The 14,586-nt window shown below is 38.7% G+C and carries 17 protein-coding genes and 1 tRNA gene; all 18 read left to right on the forward strand.

Features of this window, described 5'->3' with window-relative positions:
* Positions 1–508 precede the first annotated feature (508 nt).
* Positions 509–584: transfer RNA gene (locus tag I2E21_RS11675), tRNA-Asn, on the forward strand.
* 95 nt (positions 585–679) lie between these two features.
* Positions 680–811: a hypothetical protein gene (locus I2E21_RS12505; protein WP_276329548.1), complete on the forward strand. Its 132-nt coding sequence runs from the start codon at positions 680–682 to the stop codon at positions 809–811.
* Positions 812–1,195: 384 nt separating this feature from the next.
* Positions 1,196–1,513, forward strand: coding sequence for a DUF4314 domain-containing protein (locus I2E21_RS11680; protein ID WP_278297055.1), 318 nt, complete (start codon positions 1,196–1,198; stop codon positions 1,511–1,513).
* Positions 1,514–1,551: 38 nt separating this feature from the next.
* Positions 1,552–2,769, forward strand: coding sequence for a DNA (cytosine-5-)-methyltransferase (gene dcm, locus I2E21_RS11685; RefSeq protein WP_195411439.1), 1,218 nt, complete (start codon positions 1,552–1,554; stop codon positions 2,767–2,769).
* A 123-nt stretch (positions 2,770–2,892) separates the two neighbouring features.
* Complete coding sequence (locus I2E21_RS11690) at positions 2,893–3,882, forward strand: DNA adenine methylase (protein WP_207735348.1); 990 nt, start codon at positions 2,893–2,895, stop codon at positions 3,880–3,882.
* Complete coding sequence (locus tag I2E21_RS11695) at positions 3,872–4,069, forward strand: hypothetical protein (RefSeq protein ID WP_117521226.1); 198 nt, start codon at positions 3,872–3,874, stop codon at positions 4,067–4,069. The genes I2E21_RS11690 and I2E21_RS11695 overlap by 11 nt, the downstream gene beginning before the upstream one ends.
* 2 nt (positions 4,070–4,071) lie before the next feature.
* Positions 4,072–4,356: an AbrB/MazE/SpoVT family DNA-binding domain-containing protein gene (locus I2E21_RS11700; RefSeq protein WP_207735349.1), complete on the forward strand. Its 285-nt coding sequence runs from the start codon at positions 4,072–4,074 to the stop codon at positions 4,354–4,356.
* Positions 4,357–4,375: 19 nt separating this feature from the next.
* Positions 4,376–4,774 (forward strand): SpoVG family protein, encoded by a 399-nt coding sequence (locus tag I2E21_RS11705; protein ID WP_181966179.1) that lies wholly within the window; start codon positions 4,376–4,378, stop codon positions 4,772–4,774.
* 63 nt (positions 4,775–4,837) lie between these two features.
* Positions 4,838–5,542: a hypothetical protein gene (locus tag I2E21_RS11710; protein WP_117521221.1), complete on the forward strand. Its 705-nt coding sequence runs from the start codon at positions 4,838–4,840 to the stop codon at positions 5,540–5,542.
* Positions 5,543–5,617: 75 nt separating this feature from the next.
* Complete coding sequence (locus tag I2E21_RS11715; protein ID WP_195411440.1) at positions 5,618–6,214, forward strand: hypothetical protein; 597 nt, start codon at positions 5,618–5,620, stop codon at positions 6,212–6,214.
* 80 nt (positions 6,215–6,294) lie between these two features.
* On the forward strand, positions 6,295–10,005 hold the full coding sequence (locus tag I2E21_RS11720) for a SpaA isopeptide-forming pilin-related protein (RefSeq protein WP_207658247.1): 3,711 nt from the start codon (positions 6,295–6,297) through the stop codon (positions 10,003–10,005).
* Positions 10,005–10,334, forward strand: coding sequence for a DUF4406 domain-containing protein (locus I2E21_RS11725; protein ID WP_117521217.1), 330 nt, complete (start codon positions 10,005–10,007; stop codon positions 10,332–10,334). Before I2E21_RS11720 ends, I2E21_RS11725 begins: the two co-directional genes overlap by 1 nt.
* Complete coding sequence (locus I2E21_RS11730) at positions 10,335–10,685, forward strand: DUF3852 domain-containing protein (RefSeq protein WP_117521215.1); 351 nt, start codon at positions 10,335–10,337, stop codon at positions 10,683–10,685.
* A gap of 15 nt (positions 10,686–10,700) precedes the next feature.
* Positions 10,701–11,633: a conjugal transfer protein TrbL family protein gene (locus tag I2E21_RS11735; RefSeq protein ID WP_242985657.1), complete on the forward strand. Its 933-nt coding sequence runs from the start codon at positions 10,701–10,703 to the stop codon at positions 11,631–11,633.
* Between the two features lie 10 nt (positions 11,634–11,643).
* Positions 11,644–11,907 carry a hypothetical protein gene (locus I2E21_RS11740; protein ID WP_106765356.1) on the forward strand — a complete coding sequence of 88 codons (264 nt, stop codon included), beginning with the start codon at positions 11,644–11,646 and terminating at the stop codon, positions 11,905–11,907.
* An 86-nt stretch (positions 11,908–11,993) separates the two neighbouring features.
* On the forward strand, positions 11,994–12,593 hold the full coding sequence (locus tag I2E21_RS11745) for a hypothetical protein (protein ID WP_106765355.1): 600 nt from the start codon (positions 11,994–11,996) through the stop codon (positions 12,591–12,593).
* On the forward strand, positions 12,580–13,398 hold the full coding sequence (locus I2E21_RS11750; RefSeq protein WP_178586101.1) for a class B sortase: 819 nt from the start codon (positions 12,580–12,582) through the stop codon (positions 13,396–13,398). The genes I2E21_RS11745 and I2E21_RS11750 overlap by 14 nt, the downstream gene beginning before the upstream one ends.
* 10 nt (positions 13,399–13,408) lie before the next feature.
* Positions 13,409–14,586, forward strand: a 1,178-nt coding sequence (locus tag I2E21_RS11755; RefSeq protein WP_243240641.1) for a DUF87 domain-containing protein, incomplete at its 3' end; no start/stop codon positions are given.

The following is a 14,586-nucleotide window of genomic DNA, read 5'->3' on the forward strand; positions in this document are numbered from 1 at the left end:
CGAACACAGAAGTTAAGCTCAGTGGTGCCGAAAATACTTGGCTGGTGACGGCCCGGAAAGATAGGGAGATGCCAACACAGGCGAAACACCTAATCGGGTGTTTTGCACTATATTCCTCCATAGCTCAGTCGGTAGTGCGTGTGTACACAAATATACCCGACATTATCACTTAGTTTGAGGAAAGGCTTCGACCAAAAGTTGTTGCCGAAAACTTAATATGATCCTCCATAGCTCAGTCGGTAGTGTGAGTGTACAGAAATGTACTGGAAACTATTACTTAGCCTGAGGAACAACTAAATATGTTGTTTAAATCCACTACCGGGGATTTAAGTAACAAAAAAGATTGCTTTTATGTAATCTGAACAAAAATCTTTGGTAAAATCCAAAGGAAATTGTATATTCCTCCATAGCTCAGTCGGTAGTGCGAGTGTACACAAATATACCCAACATTATCTCTTAGTTTGAGGAAAGGCTTCGACCAAAAGTTGTTGCCGAAAACTTAATATGATCCTCCATAGCTCAGTCGGTAGAGCGCATGACTGTTAATCATGATGTCACTGGTTCGAGCCCAGTTGGGGGAGCCACAACGAGGCTCATAGTATATTCTATGAGCCTTTGTTTTTATTAAGTTTTCGGTTTGCAGAAATTATCTATTTTGGCAAGCCGGAAAGGAAAGGATATGGAACAGAATATGACTGATAAGCAATTCGATGTTCTTATGAACTCGATTATTCAGATTGTTAAAGATTCTGATTCAAAAGATGATGCCGTTGAAAAACTGCAGAATCTAATCAAAGAACAGAAGAACTGACATCTTTCTCGCTTAATTTAATACAATCAAACATATGAGTCAATCACTATATTTTGATATATAGTAATTGGCTCTTTTTTTATTGCAATCGTTTTAATTTAGATTAAGACGGTTGCTTTTTTTATTTTACAAAGAAAGGGAGATTTTAATGTACTTTACAGACACACCTGAACTTAGAAAGTTTGAGCGACAAATGAAACAAAAGCCTAACTTTGATAGGCGTAACGATTACTCTTTTGATAATGAAAGTAGTCATAAAAGAAAAGACATCAAATCTGATGACAACAAAAAATTTAATAACGGAGGTTAGACATATGAAAACAAAAATCAGAAGTCCTACTTAAATTCAACAAGATTACGAATTCAATTATGGAGGTAATAAACTTGAATAAATTTGATAGAAAGCGCAGACTTGCTGAAAGCGTTAAGCAGATGTATCCACCCGGCACAAGAATCGAGCTTATCTGTATGAACGACCCATATTCTCCTGTGCCATCCGGTACAAGAGGTACAGTTCGAGCCGTAGATGATATGGGTACGATTTTTCCTGATTGGGACAACGGTCGTTCTCTTGGTGTTGTTCCCAGTGAAGATGTATTCAGAAAACTTTCGCAGGAAGAAATTGAAGCTGAAAACCAATCTTCATCAGCAGTTGAAGAAGAAACGTTTGATGAAGATAATGAAATGATTATGAAACAGTGAGGTGAGTATAAAACAAATCTTCAAAGGTATGAAGATTTATGGCAATCAAATTTTTTGATATGTTTGCCGGTATAGGCGGTTTCCGTTCAGGTCTTGAAGCCATCGGCGGTTTTGAATGCATAGGATATTGTGAAATCGACAAATATGCAAAGCAGGTATATGAAGCAATGTATGATACAGGAGGCGAACTTTACTTTGAAGATGCAAGAAAAATCATACCCGAACAGTTACCCCATATCGACCTTATTACAGGAGGATTCCCTTGTCAGTCTTTTTCAATTGCAGGACAAAGGAAAGGATTTGAAGATACCAGAGGAACGCTGTTCTTTGAAATTGCAAGAATTGCTTCCGTTAAAAGACCTAAGTATCTGTTCCTTGAAAATGTACCCGGACTGCTTAGTCATAACAAAGGCAGGACATTTAAAACAATCCTCAGTTCGTTGGACGAATTGGGGTATGATGTCGTATGGCAAGTGCTTAACAGCAAAAATTTCGGAGTTCCGCAATCCAGAAAAAGATTGTATATTATCGGATTTCATAGAGAAAAATGTGCCGGACAAGTATTATCTTTCACGCAGACAAATTCTAAAACTACTGTACAAAGATACCCGGGCAAAGAAGGTGACCGCATATATTCCTCAGAAGGAACAAGTATTACATTAACAAGTAATGCCGGTGGCTTTGGTGGCAGAACAGGTCTGTATAGCATAGAGGAATTTGGACTTCCGATAAAGGTAAATACCAAGGACGGATACCAAATTGCCTATCCCGGTGACAGCATTGATACAGCTTTTTTGGGACAAAATTCAAGGCGTGGACGAGTTGGAAACCAAGTTGCACACACCCTTACAACATCCCAAACTCAGGCATATTACTTTATTGATATGAACCCTGACCCTAAAATGACCAAAATTGCAAGGTGCATTACAGCCCGTCACGCATCCGACATCAGCAATAGAAAAGGAGAACATTCTGCTGTGTTCATAGAAGATTACAACCTTACAGATGATGAGGAACATCCCCTTGTTGTATTCGTGGATAAGGAAAAGAAAATTCATATCGGCAGAATAAGAAAGCTTACTCCAAGAGAGTGTTGGAGATTGCAAGGCTTTACAGATGAGCAGTTTGATAAAGTCCTTGCAACAGGAATGTCGGATTCCCAGCTTTATAAACAAGCCGGAAATGCTGTTACAGTGAATGTAATATCTGAAATAGGAAAGATAATTAAACAGGTCAACGAAAACAGTAAAACATAATAAAAATAACAACTGATATCAATCGTTCCAAACGACTGATATCGGTTTTCATATATATATAAGCCGTTGGTTAGATTTTTTAATTTAATCAACGGCTTTTTGTCGTTTCAGGGGCGATTGATATTGCCACAGGAGGTGGATAATATCAAAACACCCGTAACATGGGTAGGTAATAAGACTTCAATATTACCTATTATTTATCAGGTTATTCCATTGGAATACTACCGATATGTTGAACCTTTTGGTGGTTCAGGAGCAGTAATGCTTGGCAAATCAAAGCCGGACAAATTTGAGGTTTACAACGATTATAATCAAGACCTTGTAAATTTGTTTCATTGCATAAAGGAAAGACCCATGGCTTTTTTAAAAGAACTTGGGTTCTATCCTCTTAATTCAAGAGATGATTTTAATGTACTCAAAGACTTTTTTAAGCACAAAAATTTTAGAAACGACTTTATTGACGAGGAAACAGAACTTACTAAAATAATGTTACCTGAACCTCAAGCTAAAGAAATTATAGAACTATTTAGTAAATCTGCAACGGATTATGATATTCGCAGAGCAGTTATGTTTCTAAAATTACTGCGATACAGTTATTCAAGCAGTGGAAAATCTTTTGCCTGTCAACCCTTTTCTATACGAAGTCTATTTAGGTTGATAGAAGATGTAAGTGTGAGAATGTCAAATGTGGTAATTGAAAATCAGGACTTTCAAACGCTGATAAACCATTATGACCGAAAAGATACTTTCTTTTATTGTGATCCTCCCTATATTAAAACTGAACACTTTTATTCTTGTGGTTTTAATTGGGATGACCATTTGCGACTTCGTGATACTCTTTTCGGAATCAAAGGGAAATTCCTGCTTTCATATAACGATTGTGAAGAAAGCAGAAACTTGTATAAAGGATGTTACTTTTTGAGGTTTACGAGAGTTCACAGTATGGCTCAAAAGTATAAACCGGGAGAGGAATTCCACGAAATTATAATATCAAATTATGATATGCGTGAGCGTGAACGGTCAAAGCCGTATCAACTCAACTTTTTTGATACAAACCAAACAAGAGAAGTGAATAAAATTATAAAGGAGAATGTTGTTTACCATGGAAAATAGAGTATACATCAGCATGCCGCTTGATTTATTAATTGTATCAGGCATCATATCAGGTTCGATTATCAAGATTACAGCCACAGATGGCTTAATTATTCTTGAAAGATGCAAAGATGAAGTATGTGACTGCGACTGCATCTGTGATGATTGCAGAGAAAAGCATGAATTTGAAGGAAGTGAGGATGAATAACGATGAAATTATATAGGTTTCTCGGAAAGAGAGGACGAATCACAATTCCATATGAAATTAGAAAATATATCGGGTTTAAGTACAATGATGTGTTGTCATTTACAAAGCTTGATGACGATTCGGTAGTTGTGCGTAAAGAGAAAATCTGCGATAACTGCAATGAATTTGCAGAAGAATTCGAGGAAAATTACACTCTTGAAGATTTCCTTGACAGTCTGTCCGAAGAAGAACAGAAAGACGCACTTGTGCATCTTTCTCTGTTGTGGGCAGAAAAACAGAAACACTAAATTGGAGGTAAATTTAATAATGGCACAGAATACAAATTTCAAAGGAAACAAAAACAACAATCAGAAAAAGAAACTGCCATATATCAAGGTGAAAATTGACAAGATCATAAGTCTTGAAGAAAGCAAAACAAAAGCCTTTGCCAGCGTCACAATCGGTGGTGCTGTAGTTGTTCACGGCGTAAGAATTATGAATTCAGCAAAGGGTCTGTTTGTTGCTATGCCTGCAAATGTATATGTTGATGATAACGGTGAAAAACATTTCAACGAGATTGCCCACCCAATTTCCAAAGAAGCCAGGACTTTACTAAACAACAAGGTTATGGAAGCATATCATCAGTCACTCGACGAACAGCAGGCAGAATCAGAAACTGAGAATATGTCGGAAGATGAATCGGAAAACTTTTTGCAGAGTATGTAGTAAAATTCTCTGGACATTTCAAAATCTTTGGATATACTTGTTGCTTGAAAGGACGGCGATAGCATGAAAAAGAAAATCGCAATTATGTTTACATTGATTTTAGCGGCAGGAACATTCACGGCTTGTACAGCAGAAGAAAAAGCAAATAATGATATTAGGACATCCGTAGTTTCAAAAACTGCGGATGTTTCTGTATCTGAAACAACTTTTGTAAGCAATACAACAAGTAAGATTGAAACTACTGTAACAGCAGAAACCACGGTAAACCCCACAGTATCGCAAGAAACAAAATCTTTGAAAACGGATACCAAATCCGAAGAAAAAGCCGACAGTGGGCAAAATCCGTCGGTTGTTTCGGCAACTGAACCAACTCAAGCAAAGCAAGGTTCAATACCAAAAGATACGGAGCAGAAAACCAAAGCAACCAAAGAAAAACCTACTCAAAAAGCAACAGAGAAACCGACCGAAAAGATAACACAACCACCCACAGAGAAGAAAAGTGTTGATGTAACTTCTGCTGTAAATTCAGCCATAAGCTACGGCAAACAGCTTGGTATGAAATATGACAGTTCTCTTAACACAGGCAACGCAAGTTGGTTCTCACCTACAAATGCATCATACTATGATGATACACAAAGTTTGATTGCAGACTGTTATGCCGATATAGAGTATGTGGCACACTACTACAAAAATGACGGCATAGTTCCAAGTGACCTGTCATTTAATGTAGTAGCAGAAAGCAACAAAATATATGTGGTATATTGTTAGTCGGGTGTCCCGACAGCCAATTTTTCAGCACTCACTTAATTGTGGGTGCTATTTTTATGTGAAAGGAAAATGTAAATGACAATTAAAAACATTACAACAAGTGATTTAAGAAAGATGAATAACAAGGAAGGACTAATCCTCCAAGGTTGCGGAGGTGAAGTAAAGGAATGGGTTGACGGTATAAATGATATTCTCACAGAAAACGGAATACTTCTTGATGACACAAAATTCGATGATGTGTCTGTGTTTCAAAATGAGGGCGTTACCTGCATTCTCTATCCCTTTGATAATGTTCACCTTGATGTGGGCAAACTGTCAATGTGGCGATTGCAGTCATATACAGCCTTTGCCGGAACTTGGCTTTCCGATTATGTGAATAACAAGCTGGGCGGTTTTGAACCTGAGCAGAACAAAGCTGAAAAGGTCAAACCCGACTGTGAATTGATAGGTCAGGACGGCAATATTTTCAATCTGATGGGAATTGCAAGTCATACCTTAAAGCAAAACGGTATGGCAGATGAGGCAAAAGAAATGTGCGGTCGTGTTACAAAATCAGGCAGTTACTGCGAGGCGCTGAGCATTATCGGCGAGTATGTCAATATAACGGACGGCGGTAAGCAGTCCGATGATATAGATGAAGATTACGATGAAAGGCAGATGATGAATCTATGATTGGATTAAAAACAGAATAAAACATCAATCGGGGCAAGGGTAAAATCTTGCCCCATATTTTTTATGAAAGGATTTTTAATATGACGAATTTAATCAAAAACAAGAAATTTACAAGAATAATGGCAATACTACTTGTTGTTCTCATCGCATTTAGCACAATGTTTACTCTCCCCGTAAGTGCGGCAAGCGGTGATAAGGTTACAATCACTTTTGATTATTGTTATGACAGCACGGGCAATACAATCAAATTTCAGCAGACAACTGTCAGCGATGGTTACACGGTCGGAACTCCCGGCGAAGAACTGTGCAAGATTTTTGCAGACGGAAAAGAAGCCTACTGCATTGAACCCGGTCACAGCTTGTTTTCAGGCAATTCATTGACGGAAAACGGTTCGACTGTGTGGAAAAATTTAGGTACTGCAAAGCAGAAAGCAATTAACCTTGCTCTGCTGTATGGTAAACCCGGTTCGGGAAAGAATTTAAGCGGTACAGAAGATCAGAAATGGATTGCAACACAGCTCATTGTCTGGGAGTTTGTGTCAGGTTGCAGAAGTACAAATGACGGTTACAAATGCACCAACACAAAATATATAGACGGCATTTGTGCAGGCGGTGCAAACCCAGGTGTTAAGTCGGTTTACAATGCAATTTCAAAAAGCCTTGCAAACTATTCAACTGTTCCAAGCTTTGCATCAGCAATCGCATCAAAGGCAGAAACCTATGAAATGAAGTATAGTGATGGAAAATATTCTGTTACACTTACTGATAGCAACAAAATTCTTGATGAGTTTACTTTCAAAACAACAAACGGAATTACAGCCACAAAATCGGGAAATAAATTGACATTAACCTCAACTTCAGCAGTAAATGATGCATTAACCTTTAATTCTGCAAAGTCGATGCCGGATGTGGGCAAAACTGTGCTTGTTCCGTATGGTGATGCAAGTTTGCAGGATGTAATCACAGGTGTTGAAAATGATGCAGACCCGATAAGAGCATATTTAAAAGTAAAGACAAGCTCAGGTAATCTGAAACTTGTAAAAACCTCCGAGGACGGAAATGTTGCAAATATTGAGTTTATAGTTAAGGGTGAAAATTTTAATAAGACCGTAAAAACGAACTCAAAGGGTGAATTTAAGTTGACAGACCTTGTGCCCGGTACTTACACAGTAACCGAAAACACAGAGGGAAAATATGCAAAACAGAACAGTAAAACTGTTAAGGTGGAGTCAGGCAAAACTGCCACAGTTTCATTTGCAAATATCCTTAAAAAGTGGAGTTTGACTGTCACCAAAACCGATGCCGAAACGAAAACAGCACAGGGAAACGCAACACTTGCAGGTGCAGTTTACGGCATCTACAATAACGGAAAACTTGTTGATAAATACACCACAGACAAAAACGGAAGTTTCACAACCTCATACTATGTATGCGGAGATAACTGGATTTTGAAAGAAATTGAGCCGAGCGAGGGTTATCTGCTCGATGAAACCGAATATCATATAGGTGCGGAAGCGAAAAATTATACAGTCGAAAACAACTCAATTTCAATGAGTGTTACCGAAGACATTACAAAGGGGAAAATCTCTATAATCAAGCATACCGATGATGGAAGTACAAAAATAGAAACTCCTGAAAAGGGCGCAGAGTTTCAGGTGTATCTCAAGTCGTCGGGCAGTTACAGTAAAGCAAAAGAAACGGAAAGAGATACACTTCTATGTGATGAATACGGCTTTGCAGAAACTAAAGATTTACCATACGGCACATACACTGTTCATCAGACCAAAGGTTGGGACGGAACGGAGTTCATAAAGGACTTTGATGTGTTCATAAACGAAAACGGCAAGACCTATAAGTATCTAATTAACAACGCAGGTCTTGAAAGTTATGTAAAGATAGTAAAGGTGGATTCTGAAACAGGCAAGCAGATTCCATATGCAGGCGCAGGCTTTCAGATTTACAATCCAAAGGGCGAGCTTGTAACAATGAAATATACTTATCCAACTGTTACAAAGATTGATACTTTCTATACAAATGAGGAAGGCTGTCTTATCACACCTGAAACTCTACCATATGGAAAAGGATATTCCATAGTAGAGGTTCAGGCTCTATACGGATATATCCTCGACAGCACTCCTGTATATTTTGACATTACAGCAGAAAACACAAGTGAGGAAAACGGCGTTACAATCGTAAAAACAGAGAAGAAAAACACACCGCAGAAAGGTACAATTACCGTAGAAAAAACAGGCGAGATTTTCTCAAATGTAACTGCAATAGGCGGCGGATATACAGATGAAAACGGAAATGATATTGCACTTCCGACCATCTATCAGCCTGAATATTCTGTAAGCGGTTTGTCAGGTGCTGTCTTTGAAATCTATGCTGACGAGGACATCACAACTCCTGACGGTACAGTAAGAGTGAAGAAGGATACACTTGTTGCAACCCTGAAAACAAACGAAAAAGGTACAGCAACAAGTAACGAACTTTACCTCGGTAAATATCGTGTTGTAGAAACCGTCGCTCCTAACGGAACTGTTCTGAACAAGACAGTAAATCATATTGAACTCACCTATGCAGGACAGAACGAAAAGGTGACAAACACATCAACTTCATTTGTAAATGAAAGACAGAAGGTGGAAATCGACCTTTTAAAAATTCTTGAACAGGACGAAACTTTTGGTATCGGTAATGGTAATGAAATCAAAAGTGTTTCTTTCGGACTTTATGCCGATGAGGATATTAAAGCATCAAACGGTACGGTTATTCCAAAGGACGGACTAGTTGAAATCATAACTTGTGATGAAAACGGTAAGGCAACTTTTGCAACAGATCTTCCGTTTGGCGGTTACTATGTTAAGGAAATAAAAACGGACATTCATTATATTCTCTCTGATGAGAAATATCCCGTTGTGTTTGAATACGTAGGGCAGAATATTGCAACTGTAAATATTACAGTAAACAACGGAGAACCAATTAGAAATGAACTTGCTTACGGAACAATCAAAGGCTTGAAGATTGACCGTGAAACAGGCGAAAATATTAGTGGTGCGTTGTTCGGTTTATTTAGCACTGATGAAACAGAGTTTACGGAAGAAAACTCAATCCTCACAGCAAAATCAGATGAGAACGGTGTGTTTGAATTTTTCAATATTCCTTACGGTCAGTACATTGTGTGTGAATTAAGACCTGCCGAGGGTTATCTGCCAAACGCTGAAACCTATCCCGTTACTGTATCAAAGAATGATGAAGTAATTGAAATCACAGTGGAAAACGATAAAATCCCCAAACTGAAAACCACAGCAACTATTGACGGAGAAAAGGAAGTCACAGCAGGAGAAACAGTTACCATTGATGATGTTGTAAGTTTCAGACATCTTGTACCTAACAAGGAATACACTTTAAAAGGTGTTTTAATGGATAAGAAAACAGGAAAGCCGTTTGTAGTTGACGATGAAGAAATTACCTCTGAAGTAACATTCACTCCGGAAACATCAAACGGTGAAGTAACTGTGTCTTTCACCTTTGACGGCTCTGCTGTTACAAAAGAAACCGATATTGTCGTCTTTGAATCTCTGTACAGTGAAGATGTAGAAATTGCCACACACACAGATATTGAGGACGAGAATCAGACCGTTAAAATTCATCCACAGCCTGAACCTGAAAAGCCACAGACGGGCGATAACTCAAATATCGGTTTTTGGATTGGACTTGGTGCAGTAGCCTTGGGCGGACTTGTATCTGTTGTAATTATCAAAATCAAAAAGAAAGATGAGGATGATGAATAATGCGAAGGGCATATATATGTTCACCACTGAGTGGCAACATTTCCGGAAACATTGAAAACGCAAAACGATATGCCCGATATATATTTAAGTGCGGTATGGCTCCTGTCATACCGCATTTTTACGCCCTCATTTTAGATGATGAAATCCCTGACGAAAGAAAACTCGGTATGCAGGCAGGAATTTCTCTGCTGTGGGTATGTGATGAAGTATGGGTGTTCGGTGATGAAATAACAGAGGGTATGAAAAAGGAAATTATCTTTGCCGAGAAGCTTAATATCAAGGTGAAATATATATCGGAAAAGGAATTGAAGAAAACGGAGGTTATCTAAATGAAAGTAAAAAGTAATAGAATAAAACTTTTAAAGATTTTTCTGACTGTTGCCGTTGTTGCTGTTTTGTTTGCAATATCGGCAGTAACGGTATTCGCCGCAGGTGATGTTTCAAGTGCGATAGAAAGCACTTGGACGGCGGCTCAAACACAAATCAAAAACGTAGTTAATAATGTAGTTTTTCCTGCTGTTGATATGATTCTTGCAATTCTGTTCTTTGTCAAACTTGCAACAGCGTATATGGATTATCGAAAACACGGTCAGTTTGAATTTACTGCACCTGCAATCCTTTTCGGATGTCTTGTATTTTCGCTGACCGCTCCTCTGTATATCTGGACAGTACTGGGATAGAAAAGAGGGGATTAAATGTTTGATTGGTTAGGAGATTTTATCGGAGGAATAGGCGATGCTATCGGCAGTACATTTGACTTTCTCGGTGAACAAATCTCAAACGCAATATGGAACACAATGCTTCAGTGGTTTTATGAAACCATTTACAATGCCGTGGCTGACTTCTTCACAATGATGGGCAATATGGGTGCTGATATTTTCGACATTGAATGGGTTCAGGCAACAATCAATCTATTCACCTTGTTCGGCTGGGGTTTGTTCGTTGCAGGAACGGTTGTCGCCGTATTTGATGTAGCGATAGAATACCAAAACGGCAGAGCCAACATTAAGACAACTGCAATCAATGTTCTAAAAGGATTTTTCGCCTGTTCTCTTTTTGGGGTTGTGCCTGTGGAATTGTACAAATTCTGTATCAGTCTGCAAAACACTTTTTCAAGAGATTTGTCATCTATAATGGCAGGACAGCAAAGCCTCAATTTGTCGGGACAAAGCACAAGCGTTTTAGAAGGCTGTTTTGCAGTATCAACACAGACAACATTTGGGTTACTGAATCTGTTATGTATGATAGCCTTTGCTTATTGCGTTATTAAGATCTTTTTCGCAAATATAAAGAGAGGCGGAATACTTTTGATTCAAATGGCAGTAGGCTCTCTGTATATGTTCAGCGTTCCGAGAGGTTATCAGGACGGTTTTAATCAGTGGATGAAACAAATTGCGGCACTTTGCTTAACGGCATTTTTGCAGACAACTCTGTTGTTCCTCGGACTTCTCACATTTCCCGGTAATATGTTGTTGGGGTTAGGCATTATGCTGTCGGCAAACGAAGTACCGAGAATAGCACAGCAGTTTGGTCTTGATTCATCTGTAAAGGTGAATATGACAAGCATTGTTCACGCAACTACAACAGCAGTAAATCTAACAAGAAGTGTAGCGAGAGCTACGAAGTGAGGAGAATTAAATGACCACATATTTATATCCGAAAAACTTAAAAGCCACAGCCAACTTATGGCTGTGGAGTTTGAGAGATTTTGCAATTATCTGTATAGCGCTTTTGTTGTCTGTGCTTATGTTTGCACAGACACAGTTTTTTCTGCCACTTGTTGTAACTCTATGCTTCGGTTTCCTTACAATCCGACTTGAAGATACAACTGTGCTTGATTTTATCCGCTATGCTGTGAAGTATTTTATTTCAACACAACAAGAGTTTATATGGGCAGCGTGACGCTGCACCCAATTCGCACACTTGGCTTGTTGTTAACAAGTTTTGTGTGCCTGCGAAATTACTATGATATGGAGGAAAAACACAAAATGCGTAAATCAAGAATTAAGAAAAAAAGGAAGGGCAAATCAACGCAGTACTTAATCGGTATAAAGACCTTTACCAAAAACGGCTTAAAGGTTGGTAAAGACGAGCTTGTTTTCTTTATGGTACAGCCTACAAATATTTCTGTGTTGTCGCACATCAACATTGAAATCAAGATTCGTCACCTTATGATGATTCTTTCTGCTGTGCCTGATATTGAGATAACCTGTACCGATTCCTGTGAGTGTTTTGACACAAACAAAAGCTATATCAAAGACAGAATTGAAGAAGAAAGTAATGAAAAGGTCAGAAAAATTCTGAACAAGGATTTAAAATTTCTTGACAGTATTCAGACGGAAACTTCAACAGCAAGACAGTTTTTGTTCATTGCAAGGTGCAAATCCGCAAAGTCGGAAAATGTGTTGCAGAAAGCAAACAGGGTTGAAAAAATCATTGCAGACCAAGGCTTTGAGGTAACACGAATGAGCAAAGGTGACATCAAGCGATTTCTTGCAATCTACTTTGATGCAAGTATGAACGGTGACCTTATGCCTGACTATGACGGCGAGCAATATATTTCGGAGGCTGAAAATGAAGAAGCATAAAGGGAAAATCCAAATGGGAATTGTTATAGGTATATTTTCTTCAATTTTAATTACCTGTCTTGTTTCGGTGTTCTCACAACTTTACACCGAAAACAAAGAAAAAGAAGAATTCAGACAGCTTGCAGAAATCGTTACTGAGGAAACAACAGATGCAACTCTTGAAGAAATAGTTAGAAAGCCGAATTTATTAAAAGTCAGTGATTCAGATAATGAAGTCCAAGCTGAACAGCCTGTGTATTACACAACCTATTACGAACCTCATTCAATATCAGAATTAATTGCGATGAATTCCGAATGCTTCGGTTGGATAAGCATAACAGGCACAAACATAAACTATCCTGTTATGCACACACCCGATAATCCGCAAAAGTATCTGAATAAAAACTTTTACGGTGAATACAGCCTTAGCGGTGTGCCTTTTTTGGATAGCAGATGTTCAACCGACAGCACAAACCTCATAATCTACGGACACCATATGAACAACGGCACAATGTTTGCCGAGCTTTGCAACTATACAAGCTCTTCATACAGAGATGAACACAAAGCAGTTGCGCTTGAAACAAAAGGCGGTGTATCTGCATATACCGTCTTTGCTGTTCTGAAAGTTAAGTCTGATGATGAATGGTACAGGTTTACATCAGCGCTTACAGAAAAGAGGTACAACTCTTTGGTTGAATACGCAAAAGAAAAATCTATTTATGAAACAGGTATCGCACCAAAATACGGTCAGCAGATATTAACGCTGTCAACCTGTTACGGCAACAATCAGGATGACCGCATACTTGTATTGGCGGTACGAAACTAAGGAGGTAAAAATGGGACTGTTTAAAAGAAAACCAAAGGTGCTTACACCACAGCAGGCAGAGGAGATTTACACTAAAGATTTCTTTGATATGATTCTGCCGTCAACAATAAAGTTCTTTACCGATCACTACATTGTTGGGGACTCATATCGCAGTGTGTGGGCGGTGCGTGAATATCCAACCTCAACGGAAGAACAGGCAATACTTTCTCAGCTTGCCGACAGAAATTGTGTAACGCTTCGCATTTATCACAGACTTGTGGAAAGTATGGAGCAGAGAAAAATCATACAGAACGCCACACGCAAAAACAAACTGAAATCAAGCGGTAATGATGTAAACGAAACCATTGAGGCACAGGGCAATCTGCAGGATGTTGTTACCCTCATTGCAAATATGCACAAGAACAAAGAACCTCTTTTGCATTGTTCGGTATTTATAGAATTGAAAGCCAAGAGCAAACAGAAACTAAAGGAACTTCAAACCGATATTGTAATGGAGCTTACCCGTTCAAATATCGTGGTTGACAGACTTACACTTCGTCAAAAGGAAGGTTTCTTGTCTGCCCTACCCATAGGTTCAAATCAATTCGGCAGTCTTTATGAAAGGGTGTTGCCGGCAAGTTCTGTTGCGAATCTGTTCCCGTTTAACTTCTCAGGTAAGACAGACCCCAACGGCTTATATATCGGACGAGATAAATACGGCACGAATATTCTTGTTGACTTTGACAGACGAACAGAGGACAAGACAAATTCAAACATACTGATTCTCGGCAACTCAGGGCAAGGAAAAAGTTATTTGTTGAAACTCATTCTCACAAACATTCGTGAAAGTGGAAAGAAAATTGTTTGTCTTGACCCTGAATCAGAGTATGAGAACCTTACCAACTCACTTGGCGGTTGTTACATTGACTTTATGTCAGGCAGATACAAGATAAACCCTCTTGAACCTAAGGCTTGGAATACAGGTCAAGGTGATATTGACAAAGATGCACCTGATGCGTTTAACAAAGCTACCCGATTGTCACAACACATTGCGTTTTTAAAGGATTTTTTCAGAGCCTACAAAGACTTTACAGATGTTCAGCTTGATACCATTGAAATTCTGCTTATGAAACTATATGCAAGATTCGGCATTACAGACTCAACGGATTACAGCGCAAAGAAACCGTCAGACTTTCCTGTAATGAGTGA

This window comes from Ruminococcus sp. BSD2780120874_150323_B10 (assembly GCF_015553695.1).
GTDB lineage: Bacteria > Bacillota > Clostridia > Oscillospirales > Acutalibacteraceae > Ruminococcoides > Ruminococcoides intestinale_A.